Source organism: Micromonospora cathayae, assembly GCF_028993575.1.
Taxonomy (GTDB): Bacteria; Actinomycetota; Actinomycetes; order Mycobacteriales; family Micromonosporaceae; genus Micromonospora; species Micromonospora cathayae.
In genome coordinates this window covers 4,743,139-4,763,976 of the sequence record NZ_CP118615.1, presented here as the reverse complement: position 1 = coordinate 4,763,976, position 20,838 = coordinate 4,743,139, and the positions used below count along the sequence as shown (strand labels likewise).

Annotated in this window: 20 protein-coding genes; 6 read left to right on the top strand and 14 right to left on the bottom strand. The window is 74.2% G+C overall.

The window, feature by feature from the left end; translation table 11 throughout:
- Positions 1–35: 35 nt before the first annotated feature.
- The 6 genes from PVK37_RS21315 to PVK37_RS21290 all read right to left on the bottom strand — a co-directional run bounded on the left by PVK37_RS21315 (position 36) and on the right by PVK37_RS21290 (position 5,108).
- Positions 36–1,274: a beta-ketoacyl-[acyl-carrier-protein] synthase family protein gene (locus tag PVK37_RS21315; protein ID WP_275029372.1), complete on the bottom strand. Its 1,239-nt coding sequence runs from the start codon at positions 1,272–1,274 to the stop codon at positions 36–38.
- On the bottom strand, positions 1,271–2,887 hold the full coding sequence (locus tag PVK37_RS21310; protein WP_275029371.1) for a class I adenylate-forming enzyme family protein: 1,617 nt from the start codon (positions 2,885–2,887) through the stop codon (positions 1,271–1,273). The genes PVK37_RS21315 and PVK37_RS21310 overlap by 4 nt, the downstream gene beginning before the upstream one ends.
- Positions 2,842–3,384, bottom strand: a complete 543-nt coding sequence (locus tag PVK37_RS21305; protein WP_423791096.1) for a beta-ketoacyl synthase chain length factor — start codon at positions 3,382–3,384, stop codon at positions 2,842–2,844. Before PVK37_RS21305 ends, PVK37_RS21310 begins: the two co-directional genes overlap by 46 nt.
- Positions 3,385–3,515: 131 nt before the next feature.
- A complete protein-coding gene (locus PVK37_RS21300; protein ID WP_275029370.1) occupies positions 3,516–4,601 on the bottom strand; it encodes a beta-ketoacyl-[acyl-carrier-protein] synthase family protein in 1,086 nt (361 codons plus the stop codon).
- Positions 4,594–4,839, bottom strand: a complete 246-nt coding sequence (locus PVK37_RS21295) for an acyl carrier protein (RefSeq protein ID WP_275029368.1) — start codon at positions 4,837–4,839, stop codon at positions 4,594–4,596. The genes PVK37_RS21300 and PVK37_RS21295 overlap by 8 nt, the downstream gene beginning before the upstream one ends.
- Entirely contained in the window at positions 4,839–5,108 is a 270-nt protein-coding gene (locus PVK37_RS21290) for an acyl carrier protein (protein WP_275029366.1), read from the bottom strand. Before PVK37_RS21290 ends, PVK37_RS21295 begins: the two co-directional genes overlap by 1 nt.
- A 17-nt stretch (positions 5,109–5,125) precedes the next feature.
- Here PVK37_RS21290 and PVK37_RS21285 point away from each other — a divergent pair, with 17 nt between their 5' ends.
- Entirely contained in the window at positions 5,126–5,866 is a 741-nt protein-coding gene (locus PVK37_RS21285) for a 4'-phosphopantetheinyl transferase family protein (RefSeq protein ID WP_275029365.1), read from the top strand.
- Here the strand turns inward: PVK37_RS21285 and PVK37_RS21280 are convergent.
- Positions 5,797–7,161, bottom strand: a complete 1,365-nt coding sequence (locus tag PVK37_RS21280; RefSeq protein WP_275029364.1) for a class I adenylate-forming enzyme family protein — start codon at positions 7,159–7,161, stop codon at positions 5,797–5,799. The two genes, PVK37_RS21285 and PVK37_RS21280, sit on opposite strands and share 70 nt — an antisense overlap.
- A gap of 471 nt (positions 7,162–7,632) precedes the next feature.
- A complete protein-coding gene (locus tag PVK37_RS21275) occupies positions 7,633–8,196 on the bottom strand; it encodes a carbonic anhydrase (RefSeq protein WP_275029362.1) in 564 nt (187 codons plus the stop codon).
- 156 nt (positions 8,197–8,352) lie between these two features.
- Between PVK37_RS21275 and PVK37_RS21270 the strand changes: the two genes are divergently transcribed.
- A complete protein-coding gene (locus PVK37_RS21270; protein ID WP_275029361.1) occupies positions 8,353–12,624 on the top strand; it encodes a putative inorganic carbon transporter subunit DabA in 4,272 nt (1,423 codons plus the stop codon).
- Positions 12,621–12,950, top strand: coding sequence for a DUF190 domain-containing protein (locus tag PVK37_RS21265; protein WP_275029360.1), 330 nt, complete (start codon positions 12,621–12,623; stop codon positions 12,948–12,950). The genes PVK37_RS21270 and PVK37_RS21265 overlap by 4 nt, the downstream gene beginning before the upstream one ends.
- Before the next feature lie 111 nt (positions 12,951–13,061).
- Here PVK37_RS21265 and PVK37_RS21260 read toward each other — a convergent pair whose 3' ends face one another.
- The 6 genes from PVK37_RS21260 to PVK37_RS21230 form a co-directional block, all read right to left on the bottom strand.
- Positions 13,062–13,388, bottom strand: coding sequence for an antibiotic biosynthesis monooxygenase family protein (locus PVK37_RS21260; protein WP_275029359.1), 327 nt, complete (start codon positions 13,386–13,388; stop codon positions 13,062–13,064).
- Entirely contained in the window at positions 13,385–14,641 is a 1,257-nt protein-coding gene (locus PVK37_RS21255; RefSeq protein ID WP_275029357.1) for a beta-ketoacyl synthase N-terminal-like domain-containing protein, read from the bottom strand. Before PVK37_RS21255 ends, PVK37_RS21260 begins: the two co-directional genes overlap by 4 nt.
- The gene (locus tag PVK37_RS21250; protein ID WP_275029355.1) at positions 14,638–15,912 is read right to left on the bottom strand and encodes a beta-ketoacyl-[acyl-carrier-protein] synthase family protein; all 1,275 of its coding nucleotides are present in this window, start codon (positions 15,910–15,912) and stop codon (positions 14,638–14,640) included. The genes PVK37_RS21255 and PVK37_RS21250 overlap by 4 nt, the downstream gene beginning before the upstream one ends.
- Complete coding sequence (locus PVK37_RS21245) at positions 15,909–16,373, bottom strand: cupin domain-containing protein (protein WP_275029354.1); 465 nt, start codon at positions 16,371–16,373, stop codon at positions 15,909–15,911. Before PVK37_RS21245 ends, PVK37_RS21250 begins: the two co-directional genes overlap by 4 nt.
- Positions 16,366–17,298 carry an SRPBCC family protein gene (locus PVK37_RS31740; protein WP_341483393.1) on the bottom strand — a complete coding sequence of 311 codons (933 nt, stop codon included), beginning with the start codon at positions 17,296–17,298 and terminating at the stop codon, positions 16,366–16,368. Before PVK37_RS31740 ends, PVK37_RS21245 begins: the two co-directional genes overlap by 8 nt.
- A 106-nt stretch (positions 17,299–17,404) precedes the next feature.
- The gene (locus tag PVK37_RS21230; RefSeq protein ID WP_275029353.1) at positions 17,405–17,743 is read right to left on the bottom strand and encodes a TcmI family type II polyketide cyclase; all 339 of its coding nucleotides are present in this window, start codon (positions 17,741–17,743) and stop codon (positions 17,405–17,407) included.
- A gap of 357 nt (positions 17,744–18,100) precedes the next feature.
- Here PVK37_RS21230 and PVK37_RS21225 point away from each other — a divergent pair, with 357 nt between their 5' ends.
- From PVK37_RS21225 to PVK37_RS21215, 3 genes are all read left to right on the top strand, one after another.
- Positions 18,101–18,865 carry an AfsR/SARP family transcriptional regulator gene (locus PVK37_RS21225; protein WP_275035192.1) on the top strand — a complete coding sequence of 255 codons (765 nt, stop codon included), beginning with the start codon at positions 18,101–18,103 and terminating at the stop codon, positions 18,863–18,865.
- A gap of 219 nt (positions 18,866–19,084) precedes the next feature.
- On the top strand, positions 19,085–19,432 hold the full coding sequence (locus PVK37_RS21220; RefSeq protein ID WP_275029352.1) for a TcmI family type II polyketide cyclase: 348 nt from the start codon (positions 19,085–19,087) through the stop codon (positions 19,430–19,432).
- A gap of 17 nt (positions 19,433–19,449) precedes the next feature.
- Positions 19,450–20,799 (top strand): FAD-dependent oxidoreductase, encoded by a 1,350-nt coding sequence (locus PVK37_RS21215; protein WP_275029351.1) that lies wholly within the window; start codon positions 19,450–19,452, stop codon positions 20,797–20,799.
- The last annotated feature ends 39 nt before the right edge of the window (positions 20,800–20,838 follow it).

Sequence of the window (20,838 nt, the reverse complement as noted above, 5' to 3'; positions counted from 1 at the left end):
GTTTGGGCCGGGCGTCGTGCCCGGGTGGTGCCGGTTCACCTCCCCGGTCCGGCGGCCCGGCCGAACAGCAGGCTGACGTTCTGCCCGCCGAACCCGAACGAGTTGGACAGCGCGTACGCCGGCCGGGCCGGGCGGGGCGCGGCCCGGACGTGGTCGGCGGGGCAGTCCGGGTCCGGGTCGTCGAGGTGGTACGTGGGCGGCAGCAGTCCCCGCCCGAGGGCCAGCGCGGTGACCGCCGCCTCCAGCGCCCCGGACGCGCCGAGCAGGTGCCCGGTGAGTCCCTTGGTGGAGCTGACCGGCACCGCCCCGGTACCGAAGACTCTGGTCAGGGCGGTGGTTTCGGCGATGTCGCCGAGTTTGGTGCTGGTGCCGTGGGCGTTGACGTAGCCGACGTCCGCCGGGTCGACGCCACCGTCGGCGAGGGCGCGGCGCATGCTCGCGGCGGCCCCGGCCCCGTCCGGGCGGGGCGCGGTGGGGTGGTGCGCGTCGGTGGTGATCCCGTACCCGGTGACCTCGGCGTAGCCGGTGACGCCCCGGGCGTGCGCGTGGTCGGCGCGTTCCAGCACCAGCAGCGCGGCCCCCTCGGCGAGCACGAACCCGTTGCGTCGCCGGTCGAACGGGCGGCTGGCTTCGGTCGGGTCGGTCCAGCCGCGGGCCAGGGCGCGGGCGTTGCCGAAGGTGTCGGCGAAGGTCGGGAACAGCGGGGCCTCGCTCGCGCCGACCAGCACCACGTCGGCCTCACCGGCGCGGATCAGCCGTACCCCGTCGGCGATGGCCTGCGCGCCGGACGCGCAGGCGGTGCCGACGGAGGACGCGTAGCCGCGGATGCCGTGGGCGATGGCGATGCGGGCCGCCGGCATGTTCGGCAGGATCCCGGTGAGCAGGTACGGGCTCACCGCCGCCCGGCCACGCTGGGCGCGGGCCACGGCCTGCGTCTCCAGGGTGGCCATGCCGCCGACGCCGCCGACGATCACCCCGGTCCGGTCGCCGTCGACGTCCCGGCCGACCTCGATGCCGGCGTCGGCGAGCGCCTCGGCGGCGGTGAGCAGCGCCAGGACGACGGTGCGGTCCAGTACCCGGGTCTCCGGGCCGGACGCGACGGTCCGTGGGTCGACCTCGGGCAGGATCCCGGCGACCTCCAGCGACTCCTCGGCGGGGTGCCCGGCCGGGGGCCGGCTCAGCCCGGACCGGCCGGTGGTCAGGGCGGTGAAGGTCTCCGCCACGCCCCGACCGGCCGGGGTGAACAGGCCCATTCCGGTGACCAGCACGGTCATGACGGCGACTCCGTGAGGTACCGCTCGCGCAGCACCACCTTGCGGACCTTGCCGGTGACGGTGACCGGGATGTCGGCGGAGGCGACCGGCACCACCCGGCGCAGGGTGGCCCCGACGTCGGTGCCGAGGGCCGCCCGGACCGCCTCGGTGCGGTCCAGCGTCGGGTCGGCGCCGGCGGCCAGTTCCAGCAGCACGTCGGTGACCACGCCGGCCGGCTCGCGGACGATGACGGCGGTGCAGTCGACCACGTCGGGACAGGCGGCGAGGACGCGTTCCTCGCTGAGCGCGGTGAAGAACCGCTTGCCGTCGCCGACGTCGACCGAGTCGACGGCCCGGTCCATGTGGTAGTAGCGGCCCTCGTCGTCGGCGTACACCAGGTCGCCGGTGAGGTACCAGCCCTGCTGCCGGAACCGGTACGTGGTGACCGAGTCGTTCCAGTAGCCCTTGAACAGGGACGGGGAGTCGATGCCGAGCCAGCCGACCTGCCCGGCCGGCAGCGGGTTCCCGTCGGCGTCGAGGACGGCGACCTTGGTGAACTGGTAGGGGCGGCCCACGCAGCGCCCGTACCGGTCGGTGCCGCTGTGGTGGGTGATGTGGAACATCGAGTGGCCCATCTCGCTGGAGCCGAGGCCGTCGATGAACACCGAGCCGGGCACCCGCTTGACGCCCTCGCGGGTGACGGTGTCCCGGGAGCCGACCGCGACGAGCTTGCGCACGTGGGGTTCGTGGGAGCAGTCGCCGGTGTTGAACCACAGCCGCACCGACTCCAGGTCGTACCCGGACAGGTCGAACCGGGCCAGTTCGGCCCAGGTGACGGAGAACCCGAACACGCCGTCGGGCCGCCAGCGCTGGATGGCGTCCAGGACCTTCTCGCCGCTCTGCTCGGACAGCAGGAACATCTCGGCCCGGTTGCCGAGGGCCTGGTTGACCATGAGCACGGTGGCGGTGTGCGGGGCGGGCAGCGCGTTGAGGATGCGGCTGGTGCCCTGGGCCTGCGGCATGGTGAGCAGGTGCCGGGTGGCGGCGAACAGGCTGCTGTGCGAGTGCAGCACGGCCTTGGGGATGCCGGTGGTGCCGGAGGTGTGGGTGATGACGACCGGGTCGTTCGGGTGGTGCCGGTACGGCGTGGGCACGGCCGCCGGGTCGCCGGCGCCGGCTTCGGCGGGTTCGCCGATCAGCGGTACGCCCAGGTCGTGCCCGGCCAGCAGGGCGGTGTGGTCGGCGTCGGCGAGCACGCCCGCGCCGCGCAGCCGGCGGATGTACTCGGCGGCGATCTCCGGGCGCAGCTTGCCGTTCATCAGCGCGGGGATGGCGCCGATGCGGGTCAGGGCGAGGAAGCTGAGCACCATGTCGGCGGCGGTGCCGGCCCACACCGCGATCGGGTCGCGGGGTTTGACGCCACGGGCGTGCAGCCAGGCCGCGCGGGCGTCGACCATCCGGTCGAGCTGCCCGAGGGTGAGCGGGTGTTCGGCGGGGTGGCCGTCGACCGGCGTGTCGAAGGTGAGGCCCGGCCCGTCCGGGTCGGCGCCGTGTGCCAGTACCCGGGCCAGTACGTTGCCGGCGCCGATCAGCTCGTCGGTGGCGAGCTGACCGCGAAGTCCCCTGGTCCGCATTCTGTGTCTCCTTGCCCCAGCAGCACCGCGACCGCGTGGTCGCCGGTGGCGGTTTGTTCGATCAGGACCAGCAACGCCTCGTCCGCGTCGCCGTCGTACAGCAGCAGGTCGGCCTCGGCGGTCGCCTCGGCCCGGGGGTCTGCGGTGGTGGGGCTCAGGCACAGCACCGGGCCGCCGAGCCCCCAGCGGGCGGCCACGTGTCCGGCGATGCTGTTGGGCACCGACTGGTAGAAGAACAGCGGGCCGACCCGGCCGCCGGTGGCCACGGTGGTGTGGACGTGGTCGGCGCTGGCCCGGTCGCCGCCGGCGCTGGCCAGCAGCACGGCGGTGCGGGCGCCGACGTCACCGGCGGCGGGTGGGGTGCCGTGGCGGCGGGTCAGGCAGCGGTCGGCGACGGCGGCGACCAGGGGCGGGAACATGGAGTGCACGAACCCGGGCACGGTGGGTGCCGGGCCGTCGCCGGGTTCCGGCCAGCGGGCCTCGGCGAGCACCCGCAGCCGCCCGGCGGCACCGGCCGGACGCCCGCGGCCCTGGTCGGTGCCCGTGGCGGTCCCCGCCACGTCGGTCGCGACCGGCACGCCGCCGGTACCGGCGGTCGCGTTCGTGGCGGTGGTCGGGTCGGTGGCGGTCATGCCGCACCGACCAGCAGGGCGGTGTTCGCGCCACCGAACGCGGCGTTGAGGCTGAGCGCGTACGGGCTGGTCGCCGGGCGGGGCGCGTCGAGGATCACGTCCAGCGGGCAGGCCGGGTCGGGGCCGAGATAGCCGGCGTTGACCGGTAGTTTCCCGTGTTGCAGGGCGAGCACCGTCACCACCAGTTCGAGCAGGCCGGAGGCTTCCAGGGCGTGCCCGTGCAGGGCCTTGGTGGAGCTGACCGGGATCCGGTCGGCGACCGTGCCCAGCGCCGCCCGGAGGGCGTTGGCCTCGGAGGCGTCGCTGAAGCCGGTGCCGGTGGCGTTGGCGTTGACGTAGCCGAGCGCGGCGGCGGGCAGGCCGGCGCGGCGCAGGGCCGCCTCGACGGCCCGGGCCAGGCCCACGCCGTCGGGGTGCGGGCGGCAGGCGTGGAAGGCGTCCCCGGCCCGGCCCCAACCGAGCAGGTCGGCGACGCGGTGCCGGGCCACCGCCGGGGACTCCAGCACCACCGCCGCCACCGCGTCACCGAGGAGCAGTCCGGTGCGTCCGGTGCTGAACGGCCGGACGGCACCGTCGGTGGCCAGCGCCCGACCGGCGTCGAACAGCGCGTACTGGTCGGGTTCGACGAGGTAGCCGGCGGCCACCACGACCCGGGTCAGGTCACCGCGACGGATCAGGGTGGCGGCGTCGGCCAGCGCCGAACTGGCCGACACGCAGGCGCTGGTGTAGACCCGGCGGAGCCCGCCGATGCCGGTCCGGACGGCCAGCTCGGCGGCGAGCGGCCCGGCGGCGGGGCCACCGTGGACGGCCAGCAGCAGGGCGGCGGTACGCCGGTCCGGGCCGGTCAGCGCGGCGTCGACGCAGGCGGCGTCGACAGCGTCGGCGAGTTCGTCGGCCAGGGAGCCGACGTCGGTGCGGGTCGCCGCCCGGTCGACCCGCCGGCCGGTGGTGTCGAAGCGGTGCACCGGCCCGAACGCCGGCGTCCCGGCGAGCACGCCGGCGAGTTGCGCCGCCGCGCCCCGGCCGAGGGCGCTGGTCGCGTGGACACCGGTGATGCGGGCGGTCGTCGTCCCGTCAGCCATCTGCGGCGGCGGTCAGGCAGGAGCGGAAGACCTCCCGGGCGTCGTCGACGGTGCGGATGCCGGCGAGCTGGTCGTCGGTCAGGTCGAGGCGGGTGTCGTAGCGCTGCTCGACGAGGTGCACGAGCCAGGCCAGCTCCATCGAGCCGAGCCGCTCGGGTACCTCGGTGGCCGGTTTGTTGGTCAGTTCGGCGAGCATGTCGACCAGTTCGGCCCGCTCGGGTACGGGCTGTCCGGCCATCAGGCGAGGTCGCTCGTGGCCTTGGCGGAGACCCGGTCGGCGACCATGCGGGTGAACTCGCCGACCGTCATCAGGGCCAGTTTCTCGTTCTCGTCCTCGGCGAACGCCAGGCCGTACCGGTCCTCGACGCGGACCGCCAGGTCGGCCAGGGCGAGGGACTCCAGGTCGACGCCGGCGGGGCCGAGGGTGGTGTCGTCGTCGATGCCCTCGACGTCGTAGTTCATGTCCGTCAGTTGCTCGATGACGAAGGTGCGGACCTCGTCGGACATGGGGTTAACCTCTTTCCGTGAGCCAACTACCGGTGCCCGGTCGGGACACCGTGTACGTGTGGGTCTGCCGCGGCACCGGCGATCAGCCGGAGGTGGCGCGGCGGATGCTGGTGGGCGCGGGGGTGGCGCTGCTGGGCCGGGACCGGTCGGCGGTCTCGGTGGGACGCGCGCCGGACGGTCGCCCCCGGGTACGCGCCGGCGGGGTGGAGCTGCCGGTCAGCGTCAGCCATGTCGAGGGTGTGGTGGTCGTGGCGGCCTGCCGGGCCGCGCCGGTCGGGGTGGACGTGGAGCGGCACCGGCCGGTGCCGGCGCAGGCGTTGGCGCGGCGCTGGTTCGAGCCGGCCGCCGCGGGATGGGTGGCCGGGTTGCCGGCCGAGGACCGGGTGGCGGGTTTCCTGCTGCTGTGGACGGCCAAGGAGGCGGTGGGCAAGGCCCTGGGGTCGGGGCTGCGCGCCGGTGGGCTGGCCCGGCCGATGCCGCTGCCGGACGGCGGGGGTCCGCTGCTGCGCCCGCTGCCGGACAACGGGCCGCTGCGCCCGGTGCCGGACGGTGGGCCGCTGCTGCGCCCGGTGCCCGGGGCGTCCGGGCTGCGGGTGGGCCATCCCGACGCGGGTACGGAGCTGGTGGTGGCCGTGGCGGTCGTCGGGCCGGCCCGGCAGGTCGTGGTGGACCGCGTCGAGGGGTCGGGTCATGAGGCGGCCGTCCGCAGCGCCTCGGTGGAGCGGACGAGCTTCCCGGTGGTGGTGCGGGGCAGCTGAGCCAGCAGGTGCAGGGTGCGGGGCCGCTTGTAGCCGGCGAGCCGTTCGGCGAGCAGCTTGTCCAGGTGTTCCTCGGTGAGGGTGCCGTCGGTCTGCACGTACGCGGTGATGCCGCCGTCGTAGACGACCACGGCGGCGGTGACACCGGGCAGGGCGGTGACGGTGGCCTCGACCTCGGTCAGGTCGACCTTCAGGCCACCCACGCTGACCTGGGAGTCGAGTCGGCCGCGCACGGTGACCAGGCCGGTGTCCGGGTCGACGGTGCCGGCGTCGCGGGTGTGCAGCCAGCCGTCGGCCCAGCGGGTCGGGTCGGACAGCCCGAGGTACGGCGTGGCCGGGCAGCTGACCTGCAGTTCACCGGCGACCTCCCGGACGGTGATGCCGGGGGCGGGCAGGATGGCGGGGCGGTGCGCGCCGTGCAGGTCGGTGCCGATCACGCCGACCTCGGTCATCCCGTACATGTTGCCCAGCGGCACGCCGTGCCGGTCGTGGAAGGCCTGCGCGACGGCGGCCGGGACGAGTTCCCCGCCGGTGGTCATCCGGGTGAACTGCGGCAGCGGGGCCGGCGGCCGGGTGGAGGCGAGCAGCCCGATGTGGAACGGCACGCCGAGGACGGTGGCCGGGGTGGGCTGGGCGGAGATGGCGGCCAGCACGGCGTCGCCGCTGAGGCGCTCCGGCGGGACCAGCTCGACCCGGGCGTGCAGACCGTAGAGCAGGCCGCCGACCAGGCCGAGGACGTGCACCATGGACGGCAGCAGGATGATCCGCTCGCCGGGTCGGGCGACGCCGTCGATGCGGGTGTAGCGGTGCACCTCGGCGACCAGGTCGTCGGCGGTCCGACCGATCACCTTGGACGGTCCGGTGGAGCCGGAGCTGAGCTGGACGACGGCGTGGCCGCTGGCGGCGGGCCGGTCGGAGTAGGCGGTCAGGCCCTCGGTGACGTCGACGAAGACCCGCAGCGCTCCCCCGCCGGTACGCACCGGCGCGACGACGACCTGGGGGTGCAGCCGCTGCAGGGCGCGGTCCACCTCGTAGTCGGTGAGCCGGTGGTCGAGCAGGACGGCCTGGCCGCCGCTGCGCCAGGTGGCGAGCAGGTTCACCACATAGGACAGTGACGGCGGCAGACGGAGCGCGACGGCACCGCCCGGGCGCAGCCCGGCCCCGGCGAGTCGGGCCTGCGCGTCGGTGACGAGTCGGCGCAGCGTGCCCCGGTCGACGGGTTCGGGCAGGCGAAGACAAACGTCGGTGGCGGGGCCGGCGAGCAGGACGTCGTCCACCCAGGCACCGTCGGACACCGGAAGATCTTCCGCCGAACGATTCATCGTCACCGCCGTCCAGCGCTCAGCACAAAAGCGGGCATATCAGCCCGTTAGGTGCGTCTGATTGATTGCTGCCCGGAACCCTACGACAGCCACCCGAGCATGACTAGATGCGAATGGCTAGATCAATTCGAGCGCCGGGTCCTATTGTCGGATGCCGGTTCGGCGGGCAGGATCGTCCAGCGGAGTCTCGTTCGGACGGCGGTCCTCATCGACCGTCCGATCAGTCAGTCGACAGAGGCCCACCAGCCGATAGACCGGCTTCGCTGCCCCCGACAGGGGTGGGCCAGGTAGGGCACTGCCGGCGGCTGGGCCGGCATCGACACCGGCCCGCCACGCGACGACCCACCGGCCCGTACGTCAGCGGGTCGTCGCGGAATTCGGTGCATTCAGTGGTTCCGCGCGGGCATCCGCGCCCTCAGTAGCTCGTCGCGAACACCCGCGCCCTCAGTGGGCCTGCGCGGTCCGGGATGCCCTCGGCCGCAGTCGGGGCGGCCGTGGCGCGGACGGCGGTTCGGTGCGTCGTACCGACCGGAGCACCCGCTCCGGGTCGTGCCAGCACATCCCGTGGATCGCGCACCGGCCGGCGCGGACGGCCGCGTCGAGCAGGGCGGACCGGTGGCGCAGGGTCGCGGCGGCGGCGCGTACCCGCTCGTGTCCACCGCCACCGGGCAGCCGGCAGGACTCGTGGCCGAGGACGAGGATCAGGGGCAGGCGCAGGTGCGCGACGGCGTACTCGAGGCTGCCGAGCACAGCCGGTCCGATGCCGAGACCGGCCGTGCGGACCGTGAGCAACTCGCTGCCGCCGAACAGGGGCCCGGGCTCGGGCTGGTGCGGGTCGGCGCAGGCGAAGACCGCCGCGAGGGGGCCCGACGCCACCGCGGGGGAACCCGACGCCACCGGCAGGACCGCCGCGCCGGCCCGGAACCGGGCATGACCGGCGCGGAGCGCGGCGAGGGCGGCGGCCGGGCTCGGCCGCTCGTCACGGCCCATCGGATCGAGGTCAGTCATCGCCGTTCCTCCGTCTCACACCAGCTGTTATGCGACTCACGATACACGAATCATGAATCGTGTTCTACAGTGCGTGCATCGAGGGAGGTGGCGATGTCCGTCGCACTGGTCACAGGAGTTCTTGCCGCGACCGCGGCCGCAGCGGGGTGCGCACTGGTGGTACCGGATCCACGCCGGGCCGCCCGCGCGGCCGGCTGGCTGCTCGCCGTCGCCGCTGTCGCGGCCGTCGGGCTGCTCGCCGCCGTCGCGGTCACCGCACCCGCGACCGGCGTGCTGGCCCGCCCGGAGGTCGGCGGCGTGCCGTTCCCGCTCGGGGTGCGGGTCGACCGGTTCGGTGCGCTGTTCGTGCTGCTGGTCAGCGGGATCGCGGCGGTGGTGGCGGGGTACGCGCGGCGGTACCTCGACGGCGAGCCGGGAATGGCCGGCTTCCAGGCCCGGATCGCGGGGGCCGCGGCGGCGACCCTGGTGATGGCCACCGCGCCGAGCCTGGCGCAGTTCGCGGCGGGCTGGATCGCGGCGGGCTGGCTGCTGGTCGGTCTGATCGGCTACCACCGTGACCAGCCACGCGTCCGGGTCGCGGTGCGCCGCGTCCGCCGGCTGTTCCTCCTCGGCGACGTCGCCCTGGTGGGTGCCTTCGCGCTGCTGACGGCCGCTGCCGGCAGCGCCGACCTGGCCGCCGTACGGGCACTCGGCGACACCGCCCCCGGCTGGGTGCCGGCGACCGCGGGTGGGCTGCTGCTGGTGGCCGGCATGGTGCGGTCGGCGCAGGTGCCGGTACACGGGTGGCTGCCCGGAACCCTGGACGCGCCCACCCCGGTGTCGGCCTTCCTGCACGCCGGGATGGTCAACGTGGCGGGCTTCCTGATGATCACGTTCGCGCCGGTCGTCGTGGCCGCGCCGGCGGTGATGGCCGCCACCCTGCTGGTGGGGTTGACCACCGCCGCCGCCGGGACGCTGTTCGCGGCGGTACGCACCGACGTCAAGGGCGCCCTGGCCCGGTCCACCGTGGCGCAGATGGGATTCATGCTGGCGCAGTGCGGGCTGGGCGCGTTCGGGTTGGCCGCCGTGCACCTGGTCGGGCACGGCGTCTACAAGGCGTACGCGTTCCTGTCCGCCGGCGGGGCCGTGCAGGCCCAGGCGCGGGCCGCCGAGGCGCCACAGCCGGTGGGACCCGCCCCGGTCCGGCGGCTCGCCGCGGCGACCGCCGTCCTGGTCACCGTCGTCGTGGTCACCGAGACGATCCTCGGGGCCACCCTGACCGGGCTGCTCAGCGCGGCCCTGGCCGGCGTCGCCGGTGTCGCCGCGCTGCGGGCCGCCCTGGCCGACCGGCGGCTGCCGGTGACCGCCACGCTGGCGGTCACCGCCACGGTCGCCGCCCTGGCCGCCGGCTACCTGCTCGCCGGGCGGGCGGCCACCGACTGGATGGGCCTGCCCCAGGCGGTGACGCCACTGGCGGTCGGTACCGCCGCGCTGGTGCTGGCGGTCGTCGCGCTGTCGTCCCGGTCCGCGCTGCGCCGCCGGGCCGTCGGGCTGTGGTGGTGGGCCTGGCGGGACGGCCGGCTGCCGCTGCCGTCGACCGCCACCAGCTGGCTGCCGCTGCCGTCGACCGTCGCGGGGCGGCGGACGGGAGGTGACGGCACGGGTGGGCACCCACCGCTGGTGGTCACCGCCGGCGACACCGACGCCGACGCCGCCCGCGCGGTCGCCGCGGCGACCAGCGCTGCCGACCACGTCGCCGCGACCTGGCCGTTGGACAGCTTCGTGGCGGTCAACCCGCTGGCCGGTCTGGAACGTACCGCGTTCGGGCCGGCCACCGCCCGGATGCGGGAACTCGGTGGGATCCGCACCCACCTGCCCGCCGAGCACTGGCGGCAGCGGCTCCGCGACGGCCACCTCACCGCCGCGGACCTGACCGCCGCCCTGGCCACGGTGCCCGGGGCAACCCGCCCGGTACGGCTGGACGGCCGGCTGGCCGACGTCGGTGACCTGCGGATGCTGGTGCTGCGCCACCCCGTGTACGACGGGCCACCGCCCCGGGCCGACCTGCTCGCCGTGGCGCGGCGTCGGCTCCCGGCCCGGCCCGCGCCCACCGTCGACGGGGTGCGGACCCTGGCCGAGATCCTCGACGACGCGCTGGGCGGCCGGGTCGGCGCGGACGTCGACGACCTGGTGGCCGACTGGTGCGCCGCGCACTGCGGTCGACCGGCCGCGCCCTGGCCGGTGCCCGGTGCCGACGCACAGGGATGCTGGTCGCGGTGGCGGCAGGTCGCGGCGGCCGACCCCGCGCCGGCGTGGCACGGTGCCACCGGTTTCGGTGCCTTCGTCGCCGCCCTGCCGGCCGCCTCCGGACCGGCTCTCGCCGTGCTGCTGCGCACCCTCGGTGTCGCGCCCGACGACTGGGCGACCTACCTGTCCCGGTCGCTGGTGCGGCTGCCCGGCTGGGCCGGCTACGCCCGCTGGTCGCAGGACCACCCGGCGCAGCGGCCGACGTTGACGGTGCTCGACCTGCTCGCGGTACGCCTCGCCTACGAGGTCGCCCTCGGTGCCGCCGTCGCGCACCGGCATCTCGGGGTCGGCCCGGCCGTCGACCTGGTCGTCGCGGCGGCCCGCACCCCACACCGGCCCGCCCCGGACACGCAGGTGGCCGGTGCCCCGGCCGGCTCGGACCCGGTGGCCGGTGACCCGGGCGGGCCGGACGCGGTGGCCGGCGTCGCCCGGCTGGCGGCGGTCCTCGGTCTCGACGCCGCCGCCCTGGACGGGCTGCCGCAGCGGTCCCTGACGGCGCTGCACGACACGGTGACCGACCTGTCCCCGCAGCGGCAGGCGGAGATCTGGCTGGCCGCGGCGGAACACGCCTACCGGCGGCAGCTCCGTAACCGGCTCGGCCACCGCACCGGCCGCCCGGTACCGCCGAACGCCCCGCTCGCCCAGGCGGTGTTCTGCATCGACGTGCGCAGCGAGGGCCTGCGCCGCCACCTGGAGGCGACCGGACCGGTGCGTACCTTCGGGTTCGCCGGCTTCTTCGGTCTGCCGGTACGCACCACGGCCGTCGGCGCGCGGCGCGGCCGGGACCGCTGCCCCGCCCTGATGGCACCGGTCGCCACGGTCACCGAACCCCCGGCCCGGAGCGGGCCGCTGCGGGTCCGGCAGGCCTGGCGGCGGGCGTTCGTCGCCGCGAAGGCGAACCCGACCGGGGCGTTCGCGTTCGTCGAGGTCGCCGGTCTGCTCGCCACCGGTGCCCTGCTGCTGCGCGCGGCGGCACCCCGACGGCTCGCCCCGCCCGTCGACCACACCGCGGTCACCACGGCCGACCTGGACGCCGCGTTGACCCTCGACGAGCGGGTCTACTACGCCGAGGCGACCCTGCGGGCGATCGGACTGACCACCGACTTCGCTCCGCTGGTGCTGCTGTGCGGGCACGGCGCGACCAGCGCCAACAACCCGTACGCCGCCGCCCTCGACTGCGGGGCCTGCGGCGGCAACCGTGGCGGCGTCAGCGCCCACCTCGCCGCCACCGTCCTCAACGACCCACGGGTACGGGCCGCGCTGGCCGGGCGGGGCATCACCATCCCGGACCACACCCTCGTCCTGGCCGCCGAACACGACACCGTCACCGACCAGGTGCGGCTACTCGACCCCGCCGGCATCCCGGCCACCCACCAGCCGGTCGTCGACGCCCTGACCGGTCACCTCGCGGACGCGGGACAGCGGTTGCGGGCCGAACGCGCCGCCCGGCTACCCGACCGTCCCGGCCCCGGCCGGCTGCCCACCCGGGCCACCGATTGGGCGCAGGTCCGCCCGGAGTGGGCGCTCGCCGGCAACGCCGCGTTCATCGCCGCGCCCCGCGACCTCACCGCCGGGGTCGACCTCGACGGCCGGGTGTTCCTGCACTCCTACGACTGGTCCACCGACCCGCAGGCCGCCGCCCTGGAGGCGATCATGACAGGGCCGCTGGTGGTCGCCACCTGGATCAACCTCCAGTACTACTTCTCCACCGTCGACCCGCACCGCCTCGGCGCCGGCACCAAGACCGTGCACTCGGTGCTCGGCGACGGGCTGGGTGTCCTGCCCGGCACCGGCGGTGACCTGCGCACCGGCCTGCCCTGGCAGTCGGTGGGCAGCGGCGGTGACCTGGTCCACGAACCACTGCGCCTGTTCGCGCTGGTCCAGGCCCCCCGAGCCCTGGTGGACACGGTGCTGGAACGCCACCCCGCGCTGCGTCGGCTCGTCGACGGCGGCTGGCTCACGCTGACCGTCCACGACCCGCACACCGGCGAATGGTCGCAGCCCCGACCGGACGGCGTCCGGCGGCCACCCACGCCGACGGCACCCCACCCCGGCCAGCCCCGTACCCGCCTGCCACACCCCACCGGACCGGCACCGGCCCGGCCCACCCGCACCGTTACCGAGAAGGAGCCCACGGCATGAGAGAGCTGGGACTGACCCGCATGGTCAAGGTCGAGGTCGTCACCCGCGGCGTGGACGCCGACGCCGTCCGCACGCTGCTGCACACGTCCGCCGTGCGCGGCTGGACCAGCCTCAGCGGCGTGTCCGGCTTCGGTCACCACGGCACCCACGAGGGCCGGCTGCTGTTCAACGACCGGGACGGACTCGTCATGGTCATCGCCGTCCTGCCGTACGAGCGGGCCCACCCGGTCGTCACCGGGCTGCGGGACATCCTCGCCGACCGGCCGGGCGTCATGTTCGTCAGCGACGCCTGGGTCAGCCGACCCGACTACTTCGCCACGGAGTGACCGTCCCCGGATGACGGCGGCACCGCCACGACGGCGTCACCACGCCGGGGGCCACGGACCACGTGGCCCCCGGACCGCCGCCCGGACGGGTGGTCGGGTGGTCGGGCCGCCCTACCGGCGGGCCGCCTCCGGCTCCGGGGTCTGCGCGTGCACCAGGAACCGCAGCGACCGGGCGTCGGTGAAACACTCCCGCATCGGCCGCACCAGCTCCCGGTGCCCGGGGCTGCGTTCCCACGCCTCGAAATCGGCCAACGTCACCCACTCACTGGTCACCAGCCACTGCTCCGGGTCGGCCGCGGACCGGCAGATCTGGTCCACCAGGTGTCCCGGCACCTCGTTGACCTCGTGCCGCACCATCTCGTATGCCCGGAGGAAGTCCGCGGTCCGGTCCGCCGCCACCCGCACCATGAACAGCACCCGCGCCCGCTGCTCGGTCATGCTCCGGCACCCCCATCTGAACCCGGCCGCGCCCCGCGCAGCACCAGTGCGCTGTTGAAACCGTCGAAGCCGCGGGCGCACACCACCGCGACCCCGGTCTCCGGCCGCCGGGGCCGCCGCAGGAACTCCAGTTCGCACCCGTCGGCCGGGCGACGTGGCCCGGCCGACGCGGGCAGCAGGTCGTGCCGCATCGCCAGCAGCGCGGTCGCCACGTCCAGCGCCGACCCGCCCTGGTGGGCCCGCCCGGTCAGTGGTTTCTGCGTGGTCACCGGCACCGGGCGGGCCCCGAACACCCGCCGCAGCGCCTCGGCTTCACTGCGGTCGTACCGGGCCACCCCCAGCGCGTCCGGCAGCACCACGTCCACCTCGTCCGGGCCGGTGCCGGCCCGGTCCAGGGCCGACCGCACCGCCCGCGCGTACTGCACCGGGTCACCGGCGGACTCCGGGCCGGTGTGCGCGGCGTCGTGGGTGGCCCCCCACCCGGCCACCTCGCCGTAGATCCGCGCGCCCCGCGCCACCGCGTGCCCGCGCTCCTCCACCACGAACACCGCGCCGCCCTCGGCGGGCACGTAACCGGCGGCGTCCACGTCGAACGGCTGGTACGCCCGCTCCGGGTCGTCCACCGGACTGAGCAGCCCGGACCGCAGCTGACAGGCCAGCGCGTACGGGCTCAGCGGACACTCGGTCGCCCCGGCGATCACCACCGGGGTGCCCCGCCGGATCGTCCGCACCGCGTGCGCCAGGCTGTCCAACCCGCCCGCCGCCTCGGTGACCAGCACCCCGCACGGGCCCTTGAACTGGTGGTGGATGGACACCTGCCCGACGCTGGCCGCGTAGAACCAGGCGATCGACTGGTACGCCCCGACCGTCCGCGACGGCCCGCCCCACAACCGTTGCAGCTCCCGCTGCCCGAACAGGTTCCCCCCCGACGAACTCGCCAACGTCACCGCGTACCCGTACGGGTCGGGCGCCTGTTCCGGCAGACCGGCGTCGGCCAGCGCCAACGTGGTCGCCGCGAACCCGAGGTGCGTCCACCGGTCGGTCTGCACCAGCCGCCGGTTGTCGACGTACCGGCCGGCGTCGAACCCGGCCACCTCCCCGGCGATCCGGGTCGGATAGCGGTGGTCCGGGTCGAACAGGGTGATCGGCCCGGTCGACCGGGTGCCGGCGGTGACCGAACGCCAGTGCGCGTCCACGCCGACACCACTCGGGGCGACCACCCCGATGCCGGTCACCACCGCCCGCGCGGTCACCGCGGCACCGACCCACGTAACCGGCGGAAGACCATCGCGGACTGGAAGCCACCGAAGCCGCTGCCCACCGACACCGCCACGTCGACCGGCACCTCCCGGGCCACGTTCGGCACGTAGTCCAGGTCGCACTCCGGGTCCCGGGTGGTCCAGTTCGCCGTCGGCGGCACCACCCCGTACTCGATGGCCAACGCGCAGGCCGCCATCTCGATCGACCCGATCGCCCCCAGCGAATGCCCCACCATCGACTTGATCGAACTCACCGGCACCCGGTACGCCGCCGCGCCCAGGGCCCGCTTGAACGCCGCCGTCTCGTGCCGGTCGTTCTGCCGGGTCCCCGAACCGTGCGCGCTGACGTACGACACGTCGTCCGGGCCGATCCGGGCCTGCCGCATCGCGTCGTCGATCGCCAGCGCCATCTCCACCCCGTCCGGCCGCAACCCGGTCATGTGGTAGCCGTTGCTGCGGCTGGCGTACCCGGCCACCTCGCAGTACACGTGCGCGCCCCGCCGCCGGGCGTGCCCGGCCTCCTCCAGCACCAGCACCGCCGCCCCCTCGGCCAGCACGAACCCGCGCCGGTGCGCGTCGAACGGGCGGGACGCGTGCGCCGGATCGTCGTTGTCGGGGCTGGTCGCGCCGATCGCGTCGAACGACGCCACCGTCACCGGCGAGATCGGCGAGTCCGACGCCCCGGCCACCACCACGTCGGCCTCCCCGTCCACGATCAACTGGTGGGCGTAGCCGATCGCGTCGATACCGGACGTGCAGCCGGTGGACACCACCTGCGCCGGCCCGTGCAGCCCGTGCCGGCAGGCCACGTCGGCGGCCAGACTGCTCGGCACCAACGCCTGGTACAGGTACGGGCCGGTGCGGGTCGGGTCGACCAGCCAGTTGCGGCCCTGGTCGCTGGCCCGCACGTACTCCTGCTCCAGCGCCATCGTGCCGCCCACCGCCGTACCGAGCACCACCCCGGCCCGGTCCCGTACCGCGTCGGTGAGGTCCAGTCCACTGTCGGCGAGCGCCTCGATGGAGCACGCCAACGCGAACTGCACGTACCGGTCGGCGCGCAGCCGTTCGGCCAGACCGAGACCGGCGGCGTCCGGGTCGAAGTCACACTCGGCGGCGATCTGGGACCGGAACGCCGACGGGTCGAAGAAGCTGATCCGGCGGGTGGCGGTACGCCCCTCGGTGATGCCCTTCCAGAACCGGTCCCGGGTGGCGCCGCCCGGAGCGACCACCCCGATGCCGGTCACCACCGTGCGGCGCCCGGTCACGACGTCGCCTCCACTGTCACGCCCGTGTCCACCGGCCCCGGCTGCGCCGCCACACCGGACGACGGCGCGCCGGCGGGCGCCGCCTCGGTGTCGACGTGGCCGAGTTCCGGACGCGGCGCCAACGGCCCCAGCTGGAACACCACCTCGGCCAGCTCGTCGCCGGTGTTCCGCAACCGGTGCCGCACGTTCACCGGCACGAACAGCGCCTCACCCGCCGCCAACGGCACCGGCCGGTCGTCCAGGTCCACGGTGAGCACACCCCGGGCGACGTACAGGAACTCCTCACTGTACGGGTGGTAGTGCTCGGCGATGCGCTCCCCGGGCCGCAACACCGCCACCCCCATGAATCCGCTGGTCGAACCCACCGTCTTCGGGCCGAGCAGCACCCGCAGCTCCGCACCACGCCGCCGGTCGGCGACAACGTCACGGGCGGCGATCACCCGGTCGCGGGTCTCACTCATCGTCGTCGACCTCCAGGCCACGCTGCCGGGCCAGCTGCTCGATCTTGTCCCGGATGATCGCCATCTGCTGTGGGGTGTTCGTGTTGAGCCGGACCTCCATGGCCCGGTTGTCGATCGGCGCGTCCGCGCGCAGGTCGAAGTCCTGGATCCAGGTCATCCGGGTGCCCCCGTCGGGCTCGGTGCTGTAGAGCCAGTGCAGTCGCATGTACTCGAACGGCCCGGTCTCCACCCGGTGCGCATGCACCTGCCGGGTGACCGGGTCGGCGGTGCGTTCGCTGACCCAGCTCCACACCGTGCCGTCCGGGTCGGGATGCATGGTCAACCGGAACCGCACCGTGTCCCCGTCGCGGTGCAGCACCTGCGCCGACTGGTACTCGGTGAACAGGTCCGGCCAGCCCTCCACGTCGTTGGTGACGTTCCAGACCAGCGGCAACGGCGCGCCGATCACGATGCTGTTCTCGGTGTGCCCGGGCGCGCCGGACCCGCCGGGCGACCCGGACGCGTCGGTCTGCTCGGTCGACCCGCCGGCACGGTCGGTCGGCGCGGCGGTCTGGTCGGTCGGCGCGGCGGTGGGGTCCACGCCCGCCGCCGGCGGACCGGCCCGGTCGGGACGCTGCGGCGGAACCGCCCGGTGGGCATGCTCCGACGGACCGGCCCGGTGCTGCGGCGCAACGGTCTGCTCGGCGACCAGGTCGGCGACCGCGGCGATACTCAACTCCGCCGTCTCGGCCGGAATCCGCACCCGGTACCGGTCGGCGACCACCGCCTGCAACTCCAACAGGGCCAACGAATCCATGCCGAGCTCCGCCAACGTGGCCGCCGGCGCCCGGCCGGCGGCCCCCGGGTCCAGCCCGCAGTGCGCGACGAGGATGTCGGTGATCTCGGTGGCCAGTGCCGCCGCGTCCGGTCCTCTGGTGACGGTCATGCAGTCCTCCTCAGATGTGCACCCGGAGGCGGTGCCACCGGGTGGGTGCGCAGTCGCCGGGCCCGGCACACCCGCACCGCGCCCCACTGCCGAATCACCGCGACCGTCACGGCCGACGCCCGTTCGACGAGGCGTCCCACCGGTAGAAACACCGCGCCATCGCGTCCTGCGGCGACCGCCACGTCGGCAGGTACGGCGAGATGAACGGACGCAACCGGTCACTGACCCGACGGAACTCCGGATGCTGGCGGGCGTTCTCCACCGTCCCCGCCCCCGAGGAATCCGTCTCCAACAGATGCACGTAGAGGTCGTGCAGCCGGTACAACGACCGGTGCCGTACCCCCACCAGGCGCGGCAACTCCGTCGCGTCCGACTCCGCGAAGATCTCCGCGACCCGCGTCTCCGCGGTCGGCAGCACCTTCGCCACGATCAACGAACGGTCCATCAACGGCCTCCCCTACGGCCTACGCCGGACCCACCCGACAACCCGGGCGGCTGCCGACACGATGCCCACAGCACCGTCACCCGACCGTCAACCGACCGTCACGATGAACCGTCCACCGCCCCACACCGGCAGTGACGCCCCGTTGACGACCCACCCACAAGATCCACCCCGAGGGCAGACAAAAGCCCAGTTCAGAGCCATCCTCAGGACGCGCCGACCCCACACACCCCACACACCAGCCGTTGACCCAGCGTAATCGCTATTGATAATCTTCGTCGCAGCCCGTCACCGACAGGCACACTGGACGACGGAACCCCGGTTCCAGCAGGGGGTGCAGCAGCCGTGGCCGACACCAGCATGCCGACACCCGCCGCACAGATCCGCCTGCTGCTACTCGGCGGCTTCCGCCTCCTCCACGACGACACACCCGTCACCGTCCCCCGCGGCCTGCAACGGATCATCGCCCTCATCGGACTACGCCCCGGCGCCACCCGCAGCCACCTCGCCGGACTCCTCTGGCCCGACGCCACCGAGGAACGCGCCCTCTCCTCCCTCCGCACCGCCCTCTGGCGACTCCGCCAGGACCCCTACTGCCCCCTCCGCACCGACGGCGACACCGTCCACCTCGACCCCCGGGTCAGCCTGGACGTCGACGACCTCGTCCACACCGCCGCCCACCTCCACGACACCAACCACCCTGCCCTCGACGCCCTCGCCGCCGGCCGCCACGACCTGCTCCCCGGCTGGTACGACGACTGGGTCCTCCTCGAACGCGAACGACTCCGGCAACTACGCCTCCACATGCTCGAACAGCTGGCCCGCAACCACCTCCAGGCCGGCCGGCACGGCGAAGCCCTCCAAGCCGCCCTCGAAGCCATGGCCGCCGAACCCCTCCGGGAAACCCCCCACCGCCTCGTGGTGCAGATCCACCTCGCCGAAGGCAACGCCTTCGAAGCCCTGCACGCCTTCTACGTCTACCGCGACCTGATCCTGCGCGAACTGCACCTCGAACCCTCCGCCGCGATGTGCGCCCTCCTCGACGACACCCTCGCCCCGATCCGCCGCCGCACCACCCCACCCCACCCCCGCCCACCGACCCGCCCCACCCGATCCCAACCCTGACCCGACGGACGCCGACCGGTGCACGCCGACGACGCGTGGACGCCGACCGCGAGCAGCGCCAACGCACCACCACCGACCGCACCACCCCGCCCACCGTCACCGCCACCACCCCCACCGGTGACGCCACCGTGACAGCCCCGTGACAGCCCCGCCGCCAGGGTGACCCCACCAGATGTCCACCCCGCCCCCGGACACCACCACGACCAGAGGGACCCACACATGAGTCGACTACTCATCGTCAGCCGGATCATCCCCGGCTCCGAAGGCCCGGTGGCCGACATCTTCGCCGAATCCGACGCCACCGGCCTACCCGCCATGACCGGCGTCCGACACCGCTCCCTCTACAGCCTGCACGACCTGTACGTCCACCTGATGGAAACCGCCGACGTCGACCCCGGCGCGGTCGCCGACGCCCGCAACCACCCCCTCTACCTCCGGGTCAACGAACGACTCTCCGCCCACACCTCCCCCTACCTACCCACCTGGCGCTCACCCCGCGACGCCATCGCCGGCTGCTTCTACCGGTGGGACGCCACCACCACCCCGTCCACCGGCACCACCGACTGACCACACGAGGAGGAAACATGACACCCCAACGCCCCCACGTACTGGTCATCGGCGCCGGCACCGGCGGAATGTGCCTCGCCCACGGCCTACGCCGCGCCGGCATCAGCGTCGCCGTCTACGAACGACACCGCACCCGCACCGACGGCCTCCTCGGCTACCGCGTCGGCATCGGACCCACCGGCACCCGAGCCCTCCGCGAATGCCTACCACCCGACCTGTTCGACACCTTCGTCGCCACCTGCGCCCGCTCCCCCGCCCACTTCAACGTCATCAGCGAGAAGATGCGCCAGACCGCCTCCTTCGACCTGCGACCCGACACCGACCCCGCCGACACCGACCGCTCCGTCTCCCGGATGACCCTGCGCCAGATCCTCCTCACCGGCATGGAGGACATCGTCCACTTCGACAAGACCTGCACCGGCTACGACCAACACGACGACGGCACCGTCACCGCCCACTTCGCCGACGGCAGCACCGCCGTGGGCGACCTGCTCGTCGCCGCCGACGGCACCCACTCCGCCGTCCGCCGCCAGTACCTCCCCCACGCCGTCATCCGCGACTCCGGCACCATCAACGTCGCCGTGAAGATCCCCCTCACCGACCACACCCGAAGCCTGCTACCCGACCGCATCCGCAAAGGCATCAACCTGATCTTCGCCAGCGGCGGACTGATGGGCGTCCTGCACGTCATGGAATTCAAGTGGCAACACACCGGCGCCCTCAAGTCCGGCATCGGCAGCACCGACGCCGAACTCCTCGACCGCTGGCCCGGACTCCTCTACGACAACACCAGCGACTACATCGCCATCGTCATCTGGAGCACCGCCCGCCGATTCCCACCCGACATCATGCAGCGCCGCGGCCAGGACCTGATCCGGATCGCCCTCGACCTGACCACCGGCTGGCACCCCCACCTCCGCGAACTCATCGCCCGCGCCGACCCGGGCAGCGCCATGCCCATCAAGGTCGCTACCAGCGAACCCGTCCCACCCTGGAAACCCAGCACCGTCACCCTGCTCGGCGATGCCATCCACACCATGACCCCCGGCCGCGGCAGCGGCGCCAACACCGCCCTCCGCGACGCCGCGCTCCTCTGCCGACAACTCACCGCCGTCGCCACCGACGACAAACCACTACTGGAAGCCGTCGGCGACTACGAAGCGCAGATGCTCCCCTACGGTTTCGCCCGGGTCGCCGACTCACTCAGGGACAACGGCACCAACGGCGACGACACCCTCTACCACCCCGTGATCGGACGCCTCGCCCTACTCGGCGCACGCGGCTACTTCGGAGTCACCAGCCGGGTACCCCGCCTACGCAAGAAGTTCGTCGACGGCTTCTACACCTACCGGGGCGCCGAGGAATGACCCCGAACCCGGCCATCCTCCCGGCCTGAATGAGGCCGG

Coding starts and splice junctions, on each gene's coding strand:
- PVK37_RS21315 (WP_275029372.1), bottom strand. CDS start 1,274: ATGACCGTGCTGGTCACCGGAATGGGCCTGTTCACCCCGGCCGGTCGG.
- PVK37_RS21310 (WP_275029371.1), bottom strand. CDS start 2,887: ATGCGGACCAGGGGACTTCGCGGTCAGCTCGCCACCGACGAGCTGATC.
- PVK37_RS21300 (WP_275029370.1), bottom strand. CDS start 4,601: ATGGCTGACGGGACGACGACCGCCCGCATCACCGGTGTCCACGCGACC.
- PVK37_RS21295 (WP_275029368.1), bottom strand. CDS start 4,839: ATGGCCGGACAGCCCGTACCCGAGCGGGCCGAACTGGTCGACATGCTC.
- PVK37_RS21290 (WP_275029366.1), bottom strand. CDS start 5,108: ATGTCCGACGAGGTCCGCACCTTCGTCATCGAGCAACTGACGGACATG.
- PVK37_RS21275 (WP_275029362.1), bottom strand. CDS start 8,196: ATGACTGACCTCGATCCGATGGGCCGTGACGAGCGGCCGAGCCCGGCC.
- PVK37_RS21265 (WP_275029360.1), top strand. CDS start 12,621: ATGAGAGAGCTGGGACTGACCCGCATGGTCAAGGTCGAGGTCGTCACC.
- PVK37_RS21260 (WP_275029359.1), bottom strand. CDS start 13,388: ATGACCGAGCAGCGGGCGCGGGTGCTGTTCATGGTGCGGGTGGCGGCG.
- PVK37_RS21245 (WP_275029354.1), bottom strand. CDS start 16,373: ATGAGTGAGACCCGCGACCGGGTGATCGCCGCCCGTGACGTTGTCGCC.
- PVK37_RS31740 (WP_341483393.1), bottom strand. CDS start 17,298: ATGACCGTCACCAGAGGACCGGACGCGGCGGCACTGGCCACCGAGATC.
- PVK37_RS21230 (WP_275029353.1), bottom strand. CDS start 17,743: ATGGACCGTTCGTTGATCGTGGCGAAGGTGCTGCCGACCGCGGAGACG.
- PVK37_RS21225 (WP_275035192.1), top strand. CDS start 18,101: ATGCCGACACCCGCCGCACAGATCCGCCTGCTGCTACTCGGCGGCTTC.
- PVK37_RS21220 (WP_275029352.1), top strand. CDS start 19,085: ATGAGTCGACTACTCATCGTCAGCCGGATCATCCCCGGCTCCGAAGGC.
- PVK37_RS21215 (WP_275029351.1), top strand. CDS start 19,450: ATGACACCCCAACGCCCCCACGTACTGGTCATCGGCGCCGGCACCGGC.